Genomic DNA, 19,992 nt, shown 5'->3' with positions numbered 1-19,992 from the left:
GGCAGTGAAAGTGAGGGAGGGGCGAGTGAGCTTCTGGGAGTATCTGGTGACGCGTCACCAGCAACTGCTCACGGATGCCTTTCAGCACGCCAGCGTCGTCTTTCAGTGCATGGTGATCGCCACCGTGCTGGGCATCGCGCTCGGCGCGCTGACCTACCGCAGCACGGTGGGGGGCGATCTCGCCGTCACCACCACGGCCACGATGCTCACCGTCCCCTCCCTCGCCCTGATCGGCCTGCTGATCCCGCTGGTGGGCCTCGGGGTGGCGCCGACCGTCATCGCCCTGACGCTGTACGGGCTGCTGCCGATCGTCCGCAACTGCGTCGTGGGGCTCCGCGGGGTCGATCCCTCGCTGGTGGACGCGGCGAAGGGCATCGGGATGTCCCGTACGGCCCGGCTGATGCGGGTGGAGCTGCCGCTGGCGTGGCCGCCGATCCTCACGGGGATCCGGGTCTCCACCCAGATGCTGATGGGCATCGCCGCGGTCGCCGCGTACGCCTCCGGGCCCGGCCTCGGCAATGAGATCTTCCGCGGCATCGCCTCGCTGGGCAGCGCCAACGCGCTCAACCAGGTGCTGGCGGGGACCCTCGGGATCGTCGTGCTCGCCCTGCTCTTCGACGCCGCGTACGTACTGCTGGGACGGCTGACCATCCCGAGGGGGATCCGTGACTGAGGCTTCAGGAACCACCCGGACCACGGGCGGTCCGGACGCCGCCCCGACGACGGACGGGACCACCGGGAAGACGGCCGCAGGGGGCACGGGCGGTGCCGGTGGTGCGTGCGGCCCGGGTGGTGCCGGAACCACCCGGAACACGGGTGCGGGGATCGAGCTGGAGAATCTCACCAAGCGCTATCCGGGCAGTCCGAATCCCGCCGTGGACAACGTCTCGATGGAGATCAAGCCGGGCGAGACGGTGATCTTCGTCGGCCCGTCGGGCTGCGGGAAGTCGACCACGCTGAAGATGATCAACCGGCTGATCGAGCCGTCGTCCGGCCGGATCAGGATCGGCGACGAGGACGTCACCGGCATCGACCCGGTGAAGCTGCGGCGGAAGGTCGGCTACGCGATCCAGTCCTCCGGGCTCTTCCCCCACATGACGGTCGCGGAGAACATCGCGCTGGTGCCGAAGATGGTCGGCTGGTCGAAGTCGCGGGTGCGGGAGCGCGTCGAGGAGATGCTCGATCTGGTGGGCCTCGACCCGAGGGAGTTCCACGACCGCTATCCGCGCCAGCTCTCCGGCGGGCAGCAGCAGCGGGTGGGCGTGGCGCGGGCGCTCGCCGCCGACCCTCCCGTACTGCTGATGGACGAGCCCTTCGGGGCCGTCGATCCGATCACCCGCGATCACCTTCAGGACGAACTGATCAGACTTCAGCACGAGTTGCACAAGACCATCGTCTTCGTGACCCATGACTTCAACGAGGCCATCAAGCTCGGCGACCGGATCGCGGTCCTGCGGGAGCGTTCGCACATCGCCCAGTTCGACACTCCGGAGGCCATCCTCACCAATCCGGCCGACGACTTCGTCTCCGGGTTCGTCGGCGCGGGTGCGGCGCTGAAGAGACTCAATCTCAGCCGCGTACGGGATGTGGAGATCGCGGACTTCCCCACCGTCACGGTGGACGACCCGCTCCAGTCGATCTTCAACAAGCTGCGGACCGGGCACCACAACGAACTGCTGCTGCTGGACAGGCGGGCCCGTCCGTACAAATGGCTGCGGCGCGGCGATCTGATGCGTGCCAGGGGTTCGCTGGCGCGCGCCGGGCAACTGGTGCACGACACCGTCACGCGGGACGCGACCCTGCGGGACGCCCTGGAAGCGGTGCTCACCGACTCGGGCGGGCGGGTCGCCGTGACCGGGCGGCGCGGGGAGTTCATCGGGGTGGTGGACATGGAGACGCTGATGAACTCCGTACACGAACTCCTCGAAGCCGACCGGCTGGCCGCCATCGAGCACCGGCACGATCTGGAGGGACTGCGCGCGCATCAGACCGAGACGGCGCAGGAGGGCGGGGAGTGAGCCCGGGTGCCGGGCGGTCGCCCGGACAGGTCGCGGATCCCGTTTTCGGCGATACGGGCGGCGACGGCGACGAGGCACTGGGCCGGGCGGAGCAAGCGCCCCCACCGCCCCCGAAGGCTCCCGTGCGCCGGATCACCTGGCGGAAGCTGGTGTTCCTGCCGGCCGTGGTGGCGGTCGCCCTGCTGATCACCTACGTGTGGATCGACAACGTCCATCTCGACGCGATCGCCCGGAACTCCCTGGCCGGCGGAAATGTGCGGCTGCGGCTGTGGCAGCACATCCGGCTCACCGCGATCTCCACCTTCTGGGTGCTGATCATCGCGATCCCGCTGGGGATCGCGCTCACCCGGCGGGGGCTGGCCAAGGCCGCCCCGGTGGTCACCGCGTTCGCCAACATCGGCCAGGCGACCCCGGCGATCGGTCTGCTGGCGCTGCTGGTGATCTGGCTCGGCATCGGTCCGTCCACCGCGATCGTGGGCATGGTCGTCTACGCGGTGCTGCCGGTGTTCTCCAATACGGTGGCGGGGCTGCGGGCGATCGACCCGCGGTTGGTGGAGGCGTCGCGCGGGATCGGGATGTCCGCGCTCGGCTCGCTGGTGAAGGTCGAACTGCCGCTGGCCGTGCCGCTGATCCTGGCGGGGGTGCGGACCGCGCTCGTACTGAACGTGGGCACCGCGACCCTGGCGACCTTCGGCGGCGGTGGCGGACTCGGCGATCTGATCACCTCGGGCATCCAGACCCAGCGGATGCCGGTCCTCGTCCTCGGCTCGGTGCTGACGGTGACGCTGGCGCTGCTGGTGGACTGGCTGGCGTCGCTGGCCGAGCTGACGCTGACGCCGCGCGGGCTGGAGGCATGATGATGCGTTTCCGTACCCGCGAGGGGGCTCTGCTGCTCGCCGGGCTGGTCCTGCTGACCGGCTGCGGGCTCAAGAGCGGCTCCCCGATGGTGGACGACGTCGAGCCGGGCTCGGTCGGCCGGGGCGAGCCCCTCAAGGGCGCGTCCCTGACGGTCGCCTCGAAGAACTTCAGCGAGAACATCATCCTGGGCCAGATGATCGGCCTGATCTTCAAGGCGGCCGGCGCGGAGGTGCTGGACCGGACGAATCTGCCGGGGTCCATCAGCGCGCGCGAGGCCGTCGTGAACGGCGACGCGGACGCGATGTACGAGTACACCGGCACGGCCTGGATCACCTATCAGGGCAAGCAGAAACCGATCGCCGATCCGCGGGAGCAGTGGCGGGCGGTGCGGGACGCCGATCGGAAGAACGGAGTCACCTGGCTGCCGCAGTCCACGCTCGACAACACCTACTCGCTCGCGATCAGCAAGAAGAACAACGCGAAATACGGGCTGAAGACACTCTCCGACGTGGCGGCGCTGGCGGCGAAGAACCCCTCGGCCGTGACGATCTGCGTGGAGAACGAGTTCGCGTCCCGCGAGGACGGTCTGCCGGGCATGGAGAAGGCGTACGGCATGCGGATCCCGGCGGGGAACATCAAGAAGATGGACGCCGGGATCATCTACACACAGGTGTCGAAGTCCGATTCCTGTCTGCTCGGCGAGGTGTACACGACGGACGGCCGGATCAAGGCGATGAACCTGGACACGCTCGCGGACGACAAGCACTTCTTCCCCAACTACAACGCCGCGCCGGAGATCCACAGCGCGACGATCGAGAAGTGGCCGGTGATCGCCGAGCTGCTGAATCCGCTGAGCGCACGGCTGACGACCGAGGTCGCGCAGAAGCTGAACGCGCGGGTGGACGTGGCGGGAGAGGACCCGCACGAGGTGGCGAAGGACTGGCTGATCGCGGAGGGGTTCATCAAGAAGGGGTAGCGGGGGCGGCCGGAGGGGCGAGGGCGGGTGGGGGACACCGAGAGGTACGCACGCCGAGAAGCGAATGCAAAGGAACCCTTGCAACGCATCCTCTGCAAAGATACCTTTGCATCATGCCCGAACCTGCCGAACCCGGAACCGAGCCCCGCCGAGAGGGCGAACCCGCGCACGGCGGCGGTGACCGCGCCGCTGCCGCAGGACGAGACCGCCGGTCGTCCCGCGGCGGTAGCACCTACCGCCCCCTCGATCCGCGCACCCTGCGGGGCCTCGCCCACCCCCTGCGCATCCGGCTGCTGAACGCGCTCCGCCACCACGGGCCCGCGACCGCCTCCGGGCTGGCCGAGCGGCTGGGCGAGTCCAGCGGGGCGACCAGCTACCACCTGCGCCGGCTCGCCGCGTACGGCTTCGTCGAGGACGATCCCGAGCGGGGCAGGGGCCGGGAGCGGTGGTGGAAGGCGTCGGAGGAGGGGACGAGCGTCGACCACTCCCTCTCCGTCGACCCGGATCCGGCCGTACGGGGAGCCGCCGACCTCTACATCCACGAGGTGGCGAGGCTCCACACGGAGGAGGTCGGCACCTGGCTCGGCACGGCGCACGAGTGGTCCGACGCATGGCGGCGCAGCTCCGACCTGAGCAACTTCACGCTCCGGCTGACGCCCGCTCAGGCCCTTGAGCTGAACGAGAAGGTGCACGAACTGATCGAGAGCTACCGGGAGGCGGAGCCGGCCCCCGAGGCGACGGACGCCGCGAGGTTCCGGGTGCATCTGCACTCCTTCCCGCGCGCCGACGCCGCCCCGGACACCCGCGCAGGAACCCAGGCGGGAACCCACGCCGACTCCGGAGAGGACGAGGGGCGATGACCGGCGACCACCCCGAGATACTTCTGCGGCTCCACGCCGAGCGATCCCGCCGCCTGCGCGCGGAGGCGGACGCGGCCCGCCTGGCACGGAGCGTCCGGGCCCCGTCTCCGCCGCGCCCCGAACTGCGTACCCGACTGGGCTGGACGCTGGTGGAGGTGGGACTGCGCCTGGTGCAGAAGGAGCACCGCCGGGCTGTGCCGCGTTCACAGGCGGCATGAACGGGGGCGGGCCGGGCTTGGTCCGGGCGGCGCGACGCGCGAGTCGGAACGGCTCGCCCCACCCCGTACGAGACGGGTGACGCGGGCTCAGCAGGCCGGGACCTTGCCGCCCTTCTCCAGCGCCCGGAGGGACTCCACCGCGCCCTCAAGGGTCGTCACGGGGATCAGCCGCAGGCCCTTGGGCAGCTCGGACCGGGCGTCCGAACACTCCCCCTTCGGCACGAGGAACACGGTCGCCCCGTCCCGCTTGGCGGCCTGCGTCTTCAGGGAGACCCCGCCGACCTCGCCCACTTCCCCGTCGGCGGTGATCGTGCCCGTACCGGCGATGACCCGGCCGCCGGTCAGATCGCCGCCGGCGCCGTCACCGTCGAGTTTGTCCACGATGCCGAGCGAGAACAGCAGCCCCGCGCTGGGGCCGCCGACGTCCGCGAGCCTCAGTTCGACCTTCACCTTGGCCGGATCCTCGTCGAGATACGAGAGCGCGGCCCGCGTCGCCTCGTGCTGCGACTCCCGCATCGCCTTCAGGTTGACCTGTTCGACCTGCTTGTCGGACTTCCCCGACGGATAGACGGAGTCGCGCGGCAGAACGGAGCGGTCGCCGCGGAACCAGCCGTCCACCACGTCCTCCACGTCCACATCGGCGGACGGCCCGGTCGCGAGGATGGTCGTCATGCGCAGCGCCCCCGAGGGCTTCCGCACCGGCGCTCCGGTGATCGAGATCACCGGCGTCCCCTTGACCTCCCCCAGAACGTTCGCGGTGGTGCCGGGCTGGGCGATGACGAACGGCAGCGGCGCGAACGCGACGACGGCGAGCAGCGCGACGACGGGCACGGCGCTGAGGAGGATCGCTTGGGCACGTGTGAGGCGGGAGAGCACGGTGTCAATCTATCCGGGCACGGGCGGGCCCTGTCGCCCGGTGCGGACGGTGGGCACGGCGTCTGGCGCGGACGACCGACGCGGGCGGCCGGTACGGACCAGGAACGGGACACAGTCGGAAGCTCAGCGGTCGGCGGTGCCGGGCGGGACGACCCATTCGGCGGACTGGCCGGTGGACTCGATGATCTCGCTGAAGTCGAGCTCGCCGGCGTCCATGGCGTCGAAGAACTCCTGCCGCAGGTGGCGCTTGACGGCATCCTCCATGGCAAGACGCACGGCCTCCGCCTTCGTCCTGGTGCCGAAGATGCGCATGGCTTCGGCGACCATGTCCTCGTCGAGGTCGATGACGATCTTCGCCATGTGAACGACTCCCTCACGATGCCCGGCTCATAGTGCTCACGCCCCCGAGCGCGTCAGCGCAGCGCGTCGGCCACCTCGCGGGCCGCGTCGACCACGCGGGGGCCCACCCGTTCGGGGACCGAGTCCGCGAGCATGACGACGCCGACGCTGCCCTCTATGCCGGTCACTCCGACGAGCGGCGCGGCGGCACCGCTCGCGCCCGCCTCCAACTCGCCGTGGGTGAGGGTGTAGCCGGGGTCGTTCGGGTTGCCCTGGCGGGCCGCGAGTATCGCCTTGCCCGCCGCGCCGCGGTGCAGGGGGTGGCGGAAGCCCGTGCGGTAGGCGACGTGGTAGTCGGTCCAGGTCGGTTCGACGACGGCGACGGCGAGCGCCTCCGCGCCGTCGACGAGGGTGAGGTGGGCGGTCGCGCCTATGTCCTCCGCGAGTGACCGCAGCGCGGGCATCGCGGCTTCCCGGACCAGGGGGTGGACTTGGCGGCCCAGGCGCAGTACGCCGAGCCCCACCCTGGCCCGTCCGCCGAGGTCGCGGCGGACGAGGGCGTGCTGCTCAAGCGTGGCGAGCAGACGGTAGACGACCGTCCGGTTGACACCGAGCTTGCCGGACAACTCGGTGACGGTCAGCCCGTGGTCGGTGTCGGCGAGCAGCTTGAGGACACGCAGTCCCCGGTCAAGCGTCTGGGAGGTCTCCGCGGTCACGACGCCCCCTCCTTCGGAGTGAGTGACGGCGGACGCTCGCGGTTGTCGCGACGCCGGTCCCATCGGCGACGCACCCAGAGGCCGCCGGTAGGCCATGGCACACCGGCTGCGCTCCGCGGCGCTGCTGCCACGGGGCGTTGGCATTTCCGGGGACAGTAACCACTCAGGTTCGCTCAGCGGAAGACCTCGTCCAGAATCCGGTCATACTGATACGAAATGAGCCCGCTTTGCGCCGATTTGACCATGAAGCGTGTGTGGGGAATCGGAAGCCCACGGGCCCATCGGGTTCCGGGCCGGATCCGGAACCGCGTCAGGGACCGGCCACCCGGCACACCGGCCCGGCCCGCCGACCCGGTTCACCACCTCGGCTGACCAACCCGGTTCACCGCCCCGGCCGACCGACCCGGTTCACCGCATCCGCGTGGCCCACTCCTGCACCTTCTTGATCCGTTCCCGGATCTGCCCGGCCGTCGCCTCCGCGCTCGGCGGCCCGCCGCACACCCGCCGCAGCTCGGTGTGGATGACCCCGTGCGGCTTTCCGCTCTGGTGGACGTACGCGCCGACCATCGTGTTGAGCTGCTTGCGCAGTTCCAGCAGTTCCTTGTGCGAGACGACCGGCCGCCGCTCGGCGGGCAGCTCCAGCAGATCGGCCTCCGCGTCGGGCTTCTTGCGGCTGTGCGCGATCTGCCGAGCCTGCCGCTTCTGGAGCAGCATCTGCACCTGGTCGGGTTCGAGGAGGCCGGGGATGCCGAGGTAGTCCTGCTCCTCCTCGCTGCCGGGGTGCGCCTGCATCCCGAACTCGGCGCCGTTGTACATCACCCGGTCGAAGACCGCGTCGGACTCCAGCGCCTCGAAGGGCAGCGTGTCCTGCTCTCCTGTGTCCTCGTCCTCCTGCCGGTTGGCCTCGTCCATCTCCTTCTCGGACTCGGCGTACGGATCCTCCTCGCCGTCCTTCTTCGGCCGGTCGAGGACGTGGTCGCGCTCGACCTCCATCTCGTTGGCGAAGCCGAGGAGCATCGGGATGGTCGGCAGGAAGACGGAGGCCGTCTCACCGCGCCTGCGCGACCGTACGAAACGGCCCACGGCCTGCGCGAAGAACAGGGGCGTGGAGATGGTCGTGGCGTACACGCCGACGGCCAGCCGCGGCACGTCGACGCCCTCCGACACCATCCGGACGGCGACCATCCACCGGTCCTGGCCCTCGCTGAACTCGTCGATCCGCTTCGACGCGCCCGAGTCGTCGGAGAGGACGACGGTCGCGGAGGTCCCGGTGATCTCGCGCAGGAGCTTGGCGTACGCGCGGGCCGAGTCCTGATCAGTGGCGATGACCAGACCGCCCGCGTCCGGGATGGACTTGCGGACCTCGGTCAGCCGCTGGTCGGCGGCGCGCAGGACGTTCGGCATCCACTCCCCGCGCGGGTCGAGCGCCGTGCGCCACGCCTGCGAGACGGCGTCCTTGGTCATCGGCTCGCCGAGCCGCGCCGCGATCTCGTCGCCGGCCTTGGTGCGCCAGCGCATGTTGCCGCTGTACGAGAGGAAGATGACGGGCCGCACGACGCCGTCGCTGAGCGCGTTGCCGTATCCGTACGTGTAGTCGGCCGCGGAACGGCGGATGCCGTCGTTGCCCTCCTCGTACGTGACGAAGGGGATCGGGTTGGTGTCCGACCGGAAGGGCGTACCGGTCAGGGCGAGCCGCCGGGTCGCCGGGTCGAAGGCTTCGAGGCACGCCTCGCCCCAGGACTTGGAGTCACCGGCGTGGTGGATCTCGTCCAGGATGACCAGCGTCTTGCGCTGCTCGCAGCGGTTGCGGTGCAGCATGGGCCGTACGCCGACGCCCGCGTACGTCACGGCGACCCCTTGGTACTCCTTGCTGAGCGGCCCCGCGCTGTAGTCGGGGTCGAGCCTGATCCCTATCCGCGCCGCCGCCTCGGCCCACTGCTTCTTCAGATGCTCGGTCGGCGCGACGACGGTCACCTGCTGCACGACATGGTGGTGCAGCAGCCAGGACGCGAGGGTGAGCGCGAACGTGGTCTTGCCGGCGCCGGGGGTGGCGACGGCGAGGAAGTCGCGCGGCTGCTCCTGGAGGTATCTCTCCATGGCCCCTTGCTGCCAGGCGCGCAGCTTGCCGGCCGTGCCCCAGGGGGCGCGGCCGGGAAAGGCGGGTGAGAGGTGGTGGGAGTGGGAGGCGGTAGTAGTCACGGTCTCCGGTTCGGCGCTCGTCCGGGCGGGGCTCGGGTGTCACGGGAGTGACACATCGGGTGTGACGGGTCACGGAAGTGACGGGTCGCGGGTATGACAACCGGGCCACCCTACCGGTGCGATCGCGCCGTACCGGGTCGGACGGGGCCGGAGCGGTCGCGGGTGCGAGGGAGTTCACATCGCCCTCGCACCGCGAGGCGTCAGCGGGCGAACAGCGGAAGCCGTGCCGCGATCTTCGGCACGTCGCACCCGCCCTGGCAGACCTCCAGGACGAACTGTTCGGCCGTGTCCACATCGAAGGCCGCGTCCAGCGGATGCCCGTTCAAGTGCAGAAAGACCCAGGTGGCATACCAAGCGAGGCGCTTGTTCCCATCGACGAGCCCATGGTTGCGGGCGATCGATTCCATCAGCGCCGCAGCCTTGTGCCAGACGTCAGGGTAGGCGTCCTGACCGAAGACACTCGACTGGGGCCGGGCGAGCGCCGAGTCGAGGAGGCCGTAGTCCCGGACATCCGGTGCCCCGAGCCTATCCGCGAGGTTCAACAGCTCGGAGAGCGTCAGGTACCGCATCAGGCGAGCCTCCGGTTCAGCTCCTCGCTCACATTCAGCACATGCTCGGCCGCTTCGTTGAACAGCCGTTCATGTTCGTTGACGGCTCTGACGACCGCGTCGTGCGCGAAGGACTGCATGCTTCGCCCCTCCGCCTCCGCACGCTCCCGCAAGGCCGTGAGCTCTTCTTCGGTGAACCTGACATTCAGACCAGCCATGAACCGACGGTACCGCATGGTACCAATCGGTGTCACCGCGATTCCCGCGCCCCCACCCTCGTCGCCACCCACGCCCCCACCAAGGCCACCGCCGCCATCGGCAGGAAGACGGCCGCGAAGGCCGCCGGGTGGGAACCGTCCGCCGACGCGACCCCGTGGCCCGCGACCGAACCGCCGCCGAGGGCGGCGAACGCCGCGCCGCCGCCCGCGAGGAGCATGACGTTGGAGAGGCCGTCCGACATCTGGAGCGCGGCCGAGTTCGCGCCCGCCTCCTCCGGCGCGGACAGCTTGAGCAGCAGCACGCTCGTCGAGGCGATCACCATGCCCATGCCGAGGCAGCCGACGCCCCAGGCGACGGCGACGATCCACACCGGCACCGACTCGATCAGCACGCTCGGCGCGCCCGCTATGGCCGTCGCGGCCAGCACCATGCCGATCGTCATCAGACGCTCCCGGTACGGCTCCATGCGCGGCCGGGACTGGAGGTACGAGCCGAGCGCCCAGGTCAGCCCGCCCGCCGCGAGGGAGAGTCCGGCCATCGTCGGGGAGAGCCCGCGCTGGGTGACCAGCATCAGCGGTACGAAGGACTCCGCCGCGATGAAGGACCCGGCGGCGATGCCCCGCAGCAGGACGACGGACGGCAGGCCCCGGGCGGCCCGGTAGGTGCCCTTGGGCAGCAGCCCGAGGACGGCGGGCACCATCAGGGCCGCTCCGGCGGCGGCGGGGAGCAGAGAGAGCCACTTCAGGTCCTGGGCGGCGTACTGGAGCAGCCCGACGCCCACCGAGATGCCGAGCGCCAGCCGGATCCGCCGCCCGTCGAACAGCGGCCTCGGCGCGTCCGGGTCCGCCGGCCCGGACGCCATGCGCCGGATCGCGGGCAGCGCCAGCGCCAGCGGGAAGACGACGAGTACCGGGATGCCGACGAAGACCCACCGCCAGCCGAGCTGTTCGGTGACCGTGCCGGCCGCCAGCGGTCCGACGACGGACGGGATCACCCAGCTGGCGGCGAACGCGGCGAGGATCACGGGCCGCAACCGCTCCGGGTAGGCGCGGCTGATGACCACGTACAGCGCCACGATCACCAGCCCGCCGCCGAGCCCCTGCACGGCCCGCCCCAGGATGAACATCCACATCGTCTGGGCGGTCCCGGAGAGCAGCAGCCCCGACCCGAAGGCGGTGATCCCCGCGGCGAGCGGCCTCAGCGGCCCGTCCCGGTCGGCCCACTGCCCGGAGAGCACCATGGCGAAGAGGCTCGTCGTGAAATACGAGGAGAAGGCGAAGGCGTACACCGCCACGCCGTTCAGCTCCCGCGCCGCGACGGGCATCGCGGTCCCGACGGCGGTCGCCTCGAACGCGATCAGCAGCACGACGGCGATGATCCCGACGCTGAGCGCCCGGTACTCCCGCCCGAGGATCCCCGTCCGCTCCCCTGCCGACGACTCGGGCGAGTCGGGCGACTCGGGCCGTGCGGGCGGGGGTGGGTCGGCTATCGGCGGTGTACCCCCGGCATCCCGGGGTTCGAGGGCGGTCATGGCCCAAGGGTAAGGGGCGCAGAGCGCCGTGAACCCTGTCGCTGGACGGGCTCGGACTGGTCCCATGGTCGTACGACTGTGAACGGCGTATGGCAGTCGTATTGCGGCACGCGGCATTCCCTTGGCCCCACGGATCCGGCTGCCTAGGTTCGAGTCAGTGGAAAGCACACGGCCGTGTGCCCGAGTGGTTGAGGGACTCGTCCGCAAAACGAGCTACACCGGTTCGATTCCGGTCACGGCCTCCAGTACGCGACCCGCCCCGGCGACCAGTCGGGGCGGGACCAGCGCCGGACCCCCGGCCGGATGTGCGGCCGCCCGGCCCGGCAGCCCGGCACCCGGCAGCCGCGCCCGAAAGGCCGCAAGGCCCGGATCGGGCGACGGACGACCGGGCCCGTACTCGTACGCGCCGTCAGATCCGCGCCTGCTCAAGGCCCGACAGAATCGCGTCCACCGTCTCCTTCACGGTCAGCTCGCCGGTGTCCAGCCACAGTCCCAACCTCGGGGTCCGCTCCCGCAGGACGGCGTCGAGGGACTCGACCGTCCAGCCGCCCCCGTAGCCGGTCTTCGCCCGGCCCTCCTCGCGGGCGGCGACGGCGTCCGGCCCCGGGGCGAGGACGATCACGTACAGCGGGCGGGTCCGGACGAGGGCGAGGTACGAGGGCAGTGCGTCGCCGATGACGATGTCCTGGACCACCGCCGTGAAGCCCGCCTCCGCGTAGAGGTCGGCGGCGGTCGCGGAGAGCCGGTGGCGCAGGCGCAGTTGGGCCATCGCCTCGTCCGCCTCGTCGGAGGTCATCTCGGCGCGCCCGGAGACCATCATCCGTCGGAAGGCGTCCCCGCGGACATGCGCGGCTCGGGGAAGGCGCTCGGCGAGGGCCTGGGCGACGGTGGATTTCCCGGAGGCCATGATTCCGGTGATGAGGACGGCGGCGGCGCGCAGGGGATCGGTCATGACGGGGACGGTAGGCGGGCGAGCCGCAGCGGCTCAACCGGATTGACGCGGGCCCGGAGGGTGCGGAAACGAGGGGAGGCGGGGGCTCCGGTCGTCGGCCCTCTGGGCGAGGTGCCTGGCCGAAGCGAGGCCACGCGCGCGTGGCGGTCGGAGCAGGGTCACGCGCGCGTGAACCGTTCGGATCACGCGGGCCGACGTCGTACGCCGACCCGCTTCGTGCGCCGACCCGCTTCGTGCGCGGACTTGTGCCGTACGCGGATCCGTTTCGTACGCCGACCCGCTTCACGCACAGACCCGCCCGGCACCACTCCGGGACGGGTGCCGCCTCGCGTCTCGCGGCGGGCGCGGGTCGCCGGAACCGTCGGCACGCGGGACGCGGCACGACCACGGCCGGCCCGGCGGCCCCGGACCACGGCACGCGCGCCGCGCTCAGTTGTTCGGCGCCACCGCGGCCTGGGGGCGGATCGGGAGACGGTTGACCGGGCGGCCCGTCGCCGCCCGGACGGCCGCCGCGACCGCCGCCGGGGAGGTGACGACCGGGACCGCGCTCGCCGCCTTCGCGCCGAAGGGGGCGACGACGTCGCGTTCCTCCACCAGCTTCACGATGCGGATGTCCGGGGCGTCCAGCGAGGTCGGGAGGGCGTAGCCCGTCAGGTCGGGGCGGCGGATGACACCTCGGGCCGTACGGAGGTTCTCCGTGAGGGCCGTGCCGACGCCGAGGGTGACGCCCGCCTCGATACGGGCGGCGAGCTGGGCCGGGTTCAGCACCCGGCCCACGTCCTGGGCGACCGCCATCTCGACCACCCGGACCGCGCCCAGTTCGATGTCCACGTCCACCACCGCGCGTACGGCGCAGAAGGCCATGCCCACGAAGGCGTCGCCCTGTCCGGACTCGTCGAGCGGCTCGGTCGGGTGGGGACGGCACTGGGCGGTGGCCCACAGCTCCTTGCCGTCGAGCGCCTCCATCACCGTCACCGACAGGACCCCGTCGTACGAGGTGATCTTGCCGTCGGCGATCTGGAGCAGCTCGGTCGACATGCCGAACTGGTGTGCCAGCGGCTGGAGGAGCTGGGTGCGGACCATCTTCGCGGCGCGCTCGACCGCGCCGGCGGAGACCCAGGTGTGGCGGCTGTGGGCCGCCGGTCCGGCCGGGGGCTGGTCGGTGTCGACGGCGGCGACGTGGACCTCTTCGATGCCGAGGGTCTCCTGGACGACCTGGCGGGCGAGGGTGGTGAAGCCCGAGCCGGTCTCGACGGCCGCACAGATGACCGTGGCGACGCCGTCGTGGACCTTGACGGTGGCCGTGGAGACCTCGTCCGCGCCCTCGGCGCCGAGCATATGGACCATGCCCAGGGCGTAGCCGACACCCCGACGGACGGCGCCCGGCTCGCCCGCGCCCTCGGGGCCGCCGGGGAGGAGCCAGTCGTCCTCGGGCGAGTCCTTCGGCAGGGCGGGGAGGGGGAAGTCCCGTACGGCCTGGAGCAGTTCGGCGACGGGGGCCGGGCAGGTGACCGTCTGGCCGGTGGGGAGGATGTCGCCGGTCGCGAGGGCGTTGCGGAGCCGGATGTCGGTGGGGTCGAGGCCGAGTTTGACGGCGAGCTTGTCCATCTGGGCCTCGTACGCGGCGCACACCTGCATCGCGCCCTCGCCCCGCACATGGCCGGACGGGGGGTTGTTCGTACGGACGGCCCAGCCCTCGATGAAGGCGTGCGGCACCACATAGGGACCGCAGGCGAACGCGACGGCCGCCGTGAGGGACTCGGAGGAGGAGTCGGCGTACGCGCCCGCGTCCAGCAGCAGTTGCGCCTCGACCTTGACGAGACGGCCTTCGGCGTCGGCGTGGTGGCGGTAGCGCAGCAGGGTGGGATGGCGGTGGGCGTGGCCGAGGAAGGACTCCTCGCGGGTGGCGGTCAGTTTGACCGGGCAGCCCGTCCGGAGGGCCAGCAGGCCGAGGGGGAGCTGGAATCCGGGGTCCTCCCGGTCGCCGGTCGCGCCGGGGACGCCCGTCACGACGACCTTCACCCGGTCGGGCTCCAGACCGAAGCAGGCCGCCGCCAGATCGCGGTCGGTGTGCGGGTCGGTGGAGGCGACGTACAGTTCCACGCCGCCGTCGGGGCGGGGCACGGCGAGGCCGGCCTCCGCGCCGATGGGGGCGGGGTCCTGGCGGCCGATGCGGTAGAGGCCCTCGACGACGACCTCGCCGACGACGTCAGGGTCGCCGTAGCGCAGCGGGATGTGGCGGATCAGATTGCCGTCGGGGTGGAGGGGTTCGGCGGCGAACGCCTTCTCCGGGTCGGTGACCGGTTCGAGCACCTCGTACTCGACGGCGATGGCCGCGGCGGCGAGCCGGGCCGTGTCGGGGTGGTCGGCGGCGACCGCGGCGATCGCCTCGCCGTGGTGGCGGACGAGTTCGGAGGCGAAGACGGGACGGTCGGCGATCCGCCTGCCGTACGCGCTGTCGCCGGGGATGTCCTCGTGGGTCACGACGGCTCGTACGCCCGGCATCTCCAGCGCGCCCGAGGTGTCGAGCGCGGTAATACGCGCGTGGGGGTGCGGGGAGCGCAGGATCGCCGCCCACAGCAGACCCTCGGCCCATAGGTCGGAGGCGTACGGGAAGGTGCCCTCGGTCTTGGCCCGCGCGTCGGCCGGGGGGAGGGAGGCTCCGAGGCCGTGGGCGGGCTGCTCGGGCTCTCCCGGCCGACCGGGGGCGCCCGCCGGTCGGGGCGTCGCGGTGGTGGCCGCGTCGTTGCTCACGCCATGCCTCCGTCATGCGGGTGGGCCTGCACACTACCCGCACCGGGCGGCGCCTGGTGCGGAATGCGACCTTCCGTACTGGTCGCTCCTGCTTCCTGTGCTTCCGCCGCTGCCGCCGCGCTCGCCTCGCGCTCGGCGACCACCTCCCGTACCGCGTCGAGCACTCCGCGATAGCCCGAGCAGCGGCAGAGATTGCCGCAGAGGGCCTGGCGGGTCTCCAGCTCGGTGGGGCTGTGGTTGCCCTCCAGCAGGTCGTGGACGGTCATCGCCATGCCGGGGATGCAGAAGCCGCACTGGACGGCTCCACAGGCCGCCAGGGCCCTTTGCACGTCGGAGGGTTCGCCGTCGGTGGCGAGCCCTTCGACCGTGCGCACCTCGGAGCCGGCGGCGGTGGCGGCCGGGACCAGACAGGAGGCGACGAGCCGGCCGTCGACCTGGACGTTGCACGCGCCGCACTCGCCCTGGGAGCAGCCGTCCTTGGCCCCGGCGAGGCCGAGGCGCTCGCGCAGGACGTAGAGCAGCGACTCGCCGATCCAGGCGTCGGTCACGGGCCGGTCGGTGCCGTTGACGCGCAGGACGTACGAGGTGGGCGGGTGCTCCTCGACGGCCGGGGCGACGGCGGCGGGCTGTTCGTCGGGCTGCGGCTCGGTGGGCGACTCGGCGTGCGGTTCCGGGTGCGGCTCGGCGGGCTGTTCGGGCTGCGGCTCCGGGGCGGCTCCGGCGTCGGCGGAGGCGGACTCCCCCGCGCCTTCCTCGGCTGCCGCGCCTTCCTCGGGGTGCTCCCCCGCGCTCGCCGTGGCTTCCGCGGCGGCGGGTTCATGCGCGCGTTCCCCGGCCTCGGTGGCCGTGTCCGCCTGGTCCTCGTCCACCGGGTCGGCAGCGGGCGCGTGCTCGGCCGGGGGCTCATCGGCGGCGGCCCGCTCGGCGGGCTCCGCGGCGGGCGCGGCCTCGGCGGCCGGAACCGCCGCCCCTTCGTCGGCTACGGAGGTCGCGGCGGGCGCGGCGGCTTCCGGGATCGCGGCGGCTACGGCTGCTTCGGCAGTCGCGGCTGCTTCGGGGTTCTCCGCGGACTCCCCCGGCTCCCCGGAGTCCGCGGGCTCCGGATGCCCGTGGTGCGCCGGGGGCGCGGAATCCGCCGGGTGCTCAGGATCCGCCGGGTGCTCAGGATGCGCAGCGGGCTCGGAATGCGTCGGGGGTTCCGCCGTCGCGGGTGCGGGCGCGCCCGCCTGTGGCGGGGTCCCGGACGGCTCCTGCCGGGCCTCCTGAGCCCAGGGCGCGGGAGCCCCGCCCGGCAGCGTCGCCGGGGGCTCGGCGGCCCAGGGCGCCGTGGCTCCGCCCGGCAGGGTCGCGGGCGCGGAGTTCCACTGGGCCTGGAGCATGGAGGCGGTGAACTCCCCCGTCTCCTCGGGCAGATCGCCGCGCGCCACGGGGATCGTCCACTGGCCGGTCACATCCGTGGCGGGCGCGGGCGGCTGTTCGGCCTCCGCGAAGACCCACTGTCCCGTGGCGTGCGGGTCATCGGGGTGCGGACGGTCGGGGTGCCGGTGGTCAGGGTGCCGGTGGTCGGGGTGCGCGGATCGGTCGGCGTACGGATACGGATCGTGCGCGTGCGCGTCCCGCGCGCGGGGGTCCTCGGTCCCCGGCGGCGGCCACGCGCCGCCCATCCCCTGCATCCCCTGGGGAACCTGCGGATCGGCCGCGGGCGTCAGCGGCAGGATCATCGGCGGCACATAGCCATGGCCCGGAGCCTCCAGAGGCGCAGCGTGCAGCGCGTCCTCGGGGGGCAGTTGCACGAAGGCGGTGGCCTCGGCGTCGTACTCGCCCTGAGGCGTGGGCTGCCAGCCGCCGTGCTCGGGCGGGAACCCCCGCCCCTCGGCCGGGCGTCCCTGCGGGTTCTCCTCGTTGCTCACGACAGCGCCCTCCCCAGTGCACGCCGGGCCAGCGCGGCGACGGTGCGCCGCAGATGCAGTACGGCGGGCGGCAGCACCTGCTGCTCCTCGCCGGGCGGGGCCGGTTCGGGGTCGGGGATGCAGGCGGCGGCGACGTACTCGCCGAAGGCCGCCAGCGCCTCTCCCGCGAGCCCGCGCTCGCCGTCCCAGTCGATCAGCGAGGCGATCCAGCGCTCCGCCTGAAGCGGGCGGAGCGGCATCGGCGCGATGGCGCCGACGGCGCAGCGCACGCCGCGCCGCTGCGGGTCGAGGACGACCGCGACGGACGCCGTGGCGCGGCCGGGGCCGGTCCGCCCCGTCGCCTTCAGGAAGACCTGTGGAGCGTGCAGCAGGGGCACGCGCACATAGCCGATGAGTTCGGCGGGGGCGAGCATGTCACGGCCCGCCAGCAGATGGGAGACGGGGACCTCACGGCGGTCGCCGCCGGGGCCCGCGATGATCAGCTCCGCCTCCAGGGCGGCGAGCACGGGCAGGGTGTCGCCGGTGGGCGCGGCGGAGGCGATGTTGCCGCCGAGGGTGCCCGCGTTGCGGATCTGGGGCGGTCCGGCCGCGCGCGCGGACGCGGCCAGCGCGGGGATGAGGGCGGCGAAGTCGGGCCGTCCCATCCGGGCGTGGGTGAGTCCCGCGCCGAGCAGCGCGTGCCCGTCCTGGTAGCGCCAGCCGCGGATCTCGCTGATGCGGCCGAGGCCGACGAGTCCCGCGGGCCTGAGCTGGCCCTTGTTGACGGCGGCCATGAGATCGGTGCCCCCGGCGACCGGCACCGCGGCGGGCATGGCGGCCAACGCCGCCACGGCCTCGTCGAGCGAAACCGGCAGCGTCACCGAACGCGATGTCCGCTGTGCCTTCGTGGTCACCCAGCTGCCCCTTCCCGGTGTCCGGCCATCCCGCCTGTGTTGCCGTACCGTACGTGCTCACAGCGCGGACGTGGCAACTCTGGCACATCTTCCGAGCCGACCGGTGAGAGGGTCCACGAAGGGCACATCCGTTACGGATGTGCCCTTGCCATGCCGGTGCCCCGTTTCGGCGCACCATCGGCGGTGGATGTGGATTCCCCTGTTTAGGCGTCACTTGTGCGACTTGTCCCCTGGGGAGTCAAGGACGGTATTCCACGTTCGGGCAGTTCGGGCCCCCTGCGGCACGGGCCCCCGCGGCTCCGGCGGCGGGACGGCCGCGGGAGCCGGGGGACCTCGGACGTCGGAACCGTCCCCGGACTCACACGTTCGGGGGCGCGCCCTCGCGGGGGAACCCCTTCACTCCCGGCCGTTTCTGCCACGGCAACGGGCCGCCGGGCGGCCGGTAGTCGACCCCGAGCGCGTCGAGACGCCGGTAGTGGGCGGTCATCCGCCGCTCGAATCCGGCGAAGTCGCGGTCGTCGGAGGCGGGCAGCGCGGACCACGCGACCTCCGCGAAGGCGGCCAGCCGGGGGAAGACCTGGTAGTCCACGCGGGACCGTTCCTGCATCATCTCGGTCCAGACGTTCGCCTGGGTGCCCAGGATCCGCGCGGCGGCCTCGGGCGACAGCGTGGGCGGCACGGGCTCGAACCGGTAGACGTCCTCCAGGGTGCGGACGTATCCGATGGGCATCGGCTCGTCCGGGCCGCCGTCCTGACGGTGGTCCAGATACACCTGCTGCTCGGGGCACATGACGACGTCGTGACCGGCCTCGGCCGCCTTGACGCCCCCCTCGTAGCCGCGCCAGGACGAGACCGTCGCGCCGGGCGCGAGACCGCCCTCCAGGATCTCGTCCCAGCCGATGAGCCGCCGGCCCCGGGCGGTGAGCCAGGAGTCGAAGTGGTGGATGAACCAGGACTGCAGTCCGTCCTCGTCGCCGACGCCGAGTTCCCGGATGCGGGCCTGGGCCGCCGGGGACTGCCGCCACTGGTCCTTCGCGCACTCGTCGCCGCCGATGTGGATGTAGGGCGAGGCCGCGGCCGGAAAGAGTTCGAGGACTTCTTCGAGGACGCCCTCGTAGAAGCGGAGGGTCTCGTCGGTGGGGGCGAGCACGTTCTTGCTGATCCCCCAGTCCTCCCAGGGGGTGAGGGAGGCCGTGTCGACGACGTCGGTGTTCCCCAGTTCCGGATAGGCGGCGATGGCCGCCTGCGAGTGGCCGGGGATATCGATCTCCGGGACGACGGTGATATGCCGTTCGGTGGCGTACGCCACGATCTCGCGGATGTCGTCCTGGGTGTAGTAGCCACCGTACGGCTTCTCGTCCCAGAGGTCGGAGAATCGGTGACCCCATTTGCTGCGGGCACGCCAGGAGCCGATCTCGGTGAGCTTGGGGTAGCGCTTGATCTCGATGCGCCAGCCCTGGTCGTCGGTGAGATGGAAGTGAAAGACGTTCAGCTTGTGGGCGGCGAGGAGATCGAGAAAGCGCAGGACGTCGGTCTTCTGGGTGAAGTGGCGTGAGACGTCGAGCATGACGCCGCGCCAGCGGAATCGGGGTCCGTCCTCGATGGACTGGACGGCGATCTCGTACTCCCGGCCGGGGTGGACCGACGCCCGGCGGAACGCGTCGGGGCCGAGCAGTTGGCGGAGGGTCTGCGCGCCCCAGAAGACGCCCGCGCCGCTGCCGCCGCGGATCTCGACGCCGGAGGCGGTGACCTGGAGGCGGTACGCCTCGGGCTCCATGCTCCCGTCGACGCTCAGGCTGATCGCGCCGTCGGCGTCCGGCGGCCCGGGGGCGAGCGGGAGCCCGAGGGCCGGGCCCACGGTGGAGCGGAGCCAGCGTTCGGTGGTCTCGGTGCCGGGGGCCGCGTACAGCGTCGTACCGGCGTTCAGCCGGAACGCCTCGCGGTGCGGGCCGTCGACGGAGTTCGGAGCCGGGATCACCGCCGAGGCGGCCGTCCCGGCGGATGCGGTCGAAGAGTCGGACGTGGTCGAAGAGTCGGGCGTGGTCGACAGGTCGGGCGGGGTCGATTCGGCGGTCATGGCCTCGGCCTTCCGTAGTCCTTGGGTCCCCGGGAGCCCCCGGAACCC

General features: G+C 72.1%; 18 protein-coding genes and 1 tRNA gene. 7 read left to right on the top strand and 12 right to left on the bottom strand.

The window, feature by feature from the left end:
• Window positions 1-25: 25 nt before the first annotated feature.
• The 6 genes from ACWEFL_RS13850 (at window position 26) to ACWEFL_RS13825 (ending at window position 4,930) form a co-directional block, all read left to right on the top strand.
• A complete protein-coding gene (locus tag ACWEFL_RS13850) occupies window positions 26-673 on the top strand; it encodes an ABC transporter permease (protein ID WP_451711304.1) in 648 nt (215 codons plus the stop codon).
• 151 nt (window positions 674-824) lie between these two features.
• A complete protein-coding gene (locus ACWEFL_RS13845) occupies window positions 825-2,018 on the top strand; it encodes a betaine/proline/choline family ABC transporter ATP-binding protein (protein ID WP_451711619.1) in 1,194 nt (397 codons plus the stop codon).
• Entirely contained in the window at window positions 2,015-2,875 is an 861-nt protein-coding gene (locus ACWEFL_RS13840) for an ABC transporter permease (RefSeq protein WP_451711302.1), read from the top strand. The genes ACWEFL_RS13845 and ACWEFL_RS13840 overlap by 4 nt, the downstream gene beginning before the upstream one ends.
• Before the next feature lie 2 nt (window positions 2,876-2,877).
• Entirely contained in the window at window positions 2,878-3,852 is a 975-nt protein-coding gene (locus ACWEFL_RS13835) for a glycine betaine ABC transporter substrate-binding protein (RefSeq protein ID WP_451711300.1), read from the top strand.
• A 113-nt stretch (window positions 3,853-3,965) separates the two neighbouring features.
• Entirely contained in the window at window positions 3,966-4,712 is a 747-nt protein-coding gene (locus ACWEFL_RS13830; protein WP_451711298.1) for an ArsR/SmtB family transcription factor, read from the top strand.
• Window positions 4,709-4,930, top strand: a complete 222-nt coding sequence (locus ACWEFL_RS13825) for a hypothetical protein (RefSeq protein WP_451711296.1) — start codon at window positions 4,709-4,711, stop codon at window positions 4,928-4,930. Before ACWEFL_RS13830 ends, ACWEFL_RS13825 begins: the two co-directional genes overlap by 4 nt.
• Before the next feature lie 87 nt (window positions 4,931-5,017).
• On the opposite strand, the gene ACWEFL_RS13820 is transcribed toward ACWEFL_RS13825, so the two are convergent.
• From ACWEFL_RS13820 to ACWEFL_RS13790, 7 genes are all read right to left on the bottom strand, one after another.
• Window positions 5,018-5,806 (bottom strand): S16 family serine protease, encoded by a 789-nt coding sequence (locus ACWEFL_RS13820; RefSeq protein ID WP_451711294.1) that lies wholly within the window; start codon window positions 5,804-5,806, stop codon window positions 5,018-5,020.
• 123 nt (window positions 5,807-5,929) lie between these two features.
• A complete protein-coding gene (locus ACWEFL_RS13815) occupies window positions 5,930-6,166 on the bottom strand; it encodes a type II toxin-antitoxin system VapB family antitoxin (protein ID WP_451711292.1) in 237 nt (78 codons plus the stop codon).
• A 53-nt stretch (window positions 6,167-6,219) separates the two neighbouring features.
• Window positions 6,220-6,861 carry an IclR family transcriptional regulator gene (locus ACWEFL_RS13810; protein ID WP_451711290.1) on the bottom strand — a complete coding sequence of 214 codons (642 nt, stop codon included), beginning with the start codon at window positions 6,859-6,861 and terminating at the stop codon, window positions 6,220-6,222.
• Between the two features lie 408 nt (window positions 6,862-7,269).
• Window positions 7,270-9,060: a DEAD/DEAH box helicase gene (locus ACWEFL_RS13805; RefSeq protein ID WP_451711289.1), complete on the bottom strand. Its 1,791-nt coding sequence runs from the start codon at window positions 9,058-9,060 to the stop codon at window positions 7,270-7,272.
• 200 nt (window positions 9,061-9,260) lie between these two features.
• The gene (locus ACWEFL_RS13800) at window positions 9,261-9,629 is read right to left on the bottom strand and encodes a type II toxin-antitoxin system death-on-curing family toxin (protein ID WP_451711287.1); all 369 of its coding nucleotides are present in this window, start codon (window positions 9,627-9,629) and stop codon (window positions 9,261-9,263) included.
• Window positions 9,629-9,826 (bottom strand): Arc family DNA-binding protein, encoded by a 198-nt coding sequence (locus ACWEFL_RS13795; protein ID WP_451711285.1) that lies wholly within the window; start codon window positions 9,824-9,826, stop codon window positions 9,629-9,631. Before ACWEFL_RS13795 ends, ACWEFL_RS13800 begins: the two co-directional genes overlap by 1 nt.
• A 32-nt stretch (window positions 9,827-9,858) precedes the next feature.
• Window positions 9,859-11,358: an MFS transporter gene (locus ACWEFL_RS13790; RefSeq protein WP_451711283.1), complete on the bottom strand. Its 1,500-nt coding sequence runs from the start codon at window positions 11,356-11,358 to the stop codon at window positions 9,859-9,861.
• A 170-nt stretch (window positions 11,359-11,528) separates the two neighbouring features.
• Between ACWEFL_RS13790 and ACWEFL_RS13785 the strand changes: the two genes are divergently transcribed.
• Window positions 11,529-11,603: transfer RNA gene (locus tag ACWEFL_RS13785), tRNA-Cys, on the top strand.
• Window positions 11,604-11,767: 164 nt separating this feature from the next.
• On the opposite strand, the gene ACWEFL_RS13780 is transcribed toward ACWEFL_RS13785, so the two are convergent.
• The 5 genes from ACWEFL_RS13780 to ACWEFL_RS13760 all read right to left on the bottom strand — a co-directional run bounded on the left by ACWEFL_RS13780 (window position 11,768) and on the right by ACWEFL_RS13760 (window position 19,944).
• A complete protein-coding gene (locus ACWEFL_RS13780) occupies window positions 11,768-12,310 on the bottom strand; it encodes an AAA family ATPase (RefSeq protein ID WP_451711281.1) in 543 nt (180 codons plus the stop codon).
• A 429-nt stretch (window positions 12,311-12,739) separates the two neighbouring features.
• Entirely contained in the window at window positions 12,740-15,064 is a 2,325-nt protein-coding gene (locus ACWEFL_RS13775) for a xanthine dehydrogenase family protein molybdopterin-binding subunit (RefSeq protein WP_451711279.1), read from the bottom strand.
• Window positions 15,061-16,974 carry a 2Fe-2S iron-sulfur cluster-binding protein gene (locus ACWEFL_RS13770; protein WP_451711277.1) on the bottom strand — a complete coding sequence of 638 codons (1,914 nt, stop codon included), beginning with the start codon at window positions 16,972-16,974 and terminating at the stop codon, window positions 15,061-15,063. Before ACWEFL_RS13770 ends, ACWEFL_RS13775 begins: the two co-directional genes overlap by 4 nt.
• Window positions 16,971-17,786 carry an FAD binding domain-containing protein gene (locus tag ACWEFL_RS13765; protein ID WP_451711616.1) on the bottom strand — a complete coding sequence of 272 codons (816 nt, stop codon included), beginning with the start codon at window positions 17,784-17,786 and terminating at the stop codon, window positions 16,971-16,973. The genes ACWEFL_RS13770 and ACWEFL_RS13765 overlap by 4 nt, the downstream gene beginning before the upstream one ends.
• Window positions 17,787-18,225: 439 nt before the next feature.
• Window positions 18,226-19,944, bottom strand: coding sequence for a beta-N-acetylhexosaminidase (locus ACWEFL_RS13760; RefSeq protein ID WP_451711275.1), 1,719 nt, complete (start codon window positions 19,942-19,944; stop codon window positions 18,226-18,228).
• Window positions 19,945-19,992 lie beyond the last annotated feature (48 nt).

It is taken from the genome of Streptomyces sp. NPDC004838 (assembly GCF_053600955.1).
This window is presented reverse-complemented; position numbering and strand designations above follow the sequence as displayed.

What these genes read in the sequence shown, in the direction of transcription:
- ACWEFL_RS13835 (WP_451711300.1), top strand. Translation starts at nt 2,878, where the DNA reads ATGCGTTTCCGTACCCGCGAGGGGGCTCTGCTGCTCGCCGGGCTGGTC.
- ACWEFL_RS13830 (WP_451711298.1), top strand. Translation starts at nt 3,966, where the DNA reads ATGCCCGAACCTGCCGAACCCGGAACCGAGCCCCGCCGAGAGGGCGAA.
- ACWEFL_RS13825 (WP_451711296.1), top strand. Translation starts at nt 4,709, where the DNA reads ATGACCGGCGACCACCCCGAGATACTTCTGCGGCTCCACGCCGAGCGA.
- ACWEFL_RS13815 (WP_451711292.1), bottom strand. Translation starts at nt 6,166, where the DNA reads ATGGCGAAGATCGTCATCGACCTCGACGAGGACATGGTCGCCGAAGCC.
- ACWEFL_RS13800 (WP_451711287.1), bottom strand. Translation starts at nt 9,629, where the DNA reads ATGCGGTACCTGACGCTCTCCGAGCTGTTGAACCTCGCGGATAGGCTC.
- ACWEFL_RS13795 (WP_451711285.1), bottom strand. Translation starts at nt 9,826, where the DNA reads ATGGCTGGTCTGAATGTCAGGTTCACCGAAGAAGAGCTCACGGCCTTG.
- ACWEFL_RS13790 (WP_451711283.1), bottom strand. Translation starts at nt 11,358, where the DNA reads ATGACCGCCCTCGAACCCCGGGATGCCGGGGGTACACCGCCGATAGCC.
- ACWEFL_RS13780 (WP_451711281.1), bottom strand. Translation starts at nt 12,310, where the DNA reads ATGACCGATCCCCTGCGCGCCGCCGCCGTCCTCATCACCGGAATCATG.
- ACWEFL_RS13765 (WP_451711616.1), bottom strand. Translation starts at nt 17,786, where the DNA reads ATGCCCGCCGCGGTGCCGGTCGCCGGGGGCACCGATCTCATGGCCGCC.
- ACWEFL_RS13760 (WP_451711275.1), bottom strand. Translation starts at nt 19,944, where the DNA reads ATGACCGCCGAATCGACCCCGCCCGACCTGTCGACCACGCCCGACTCT.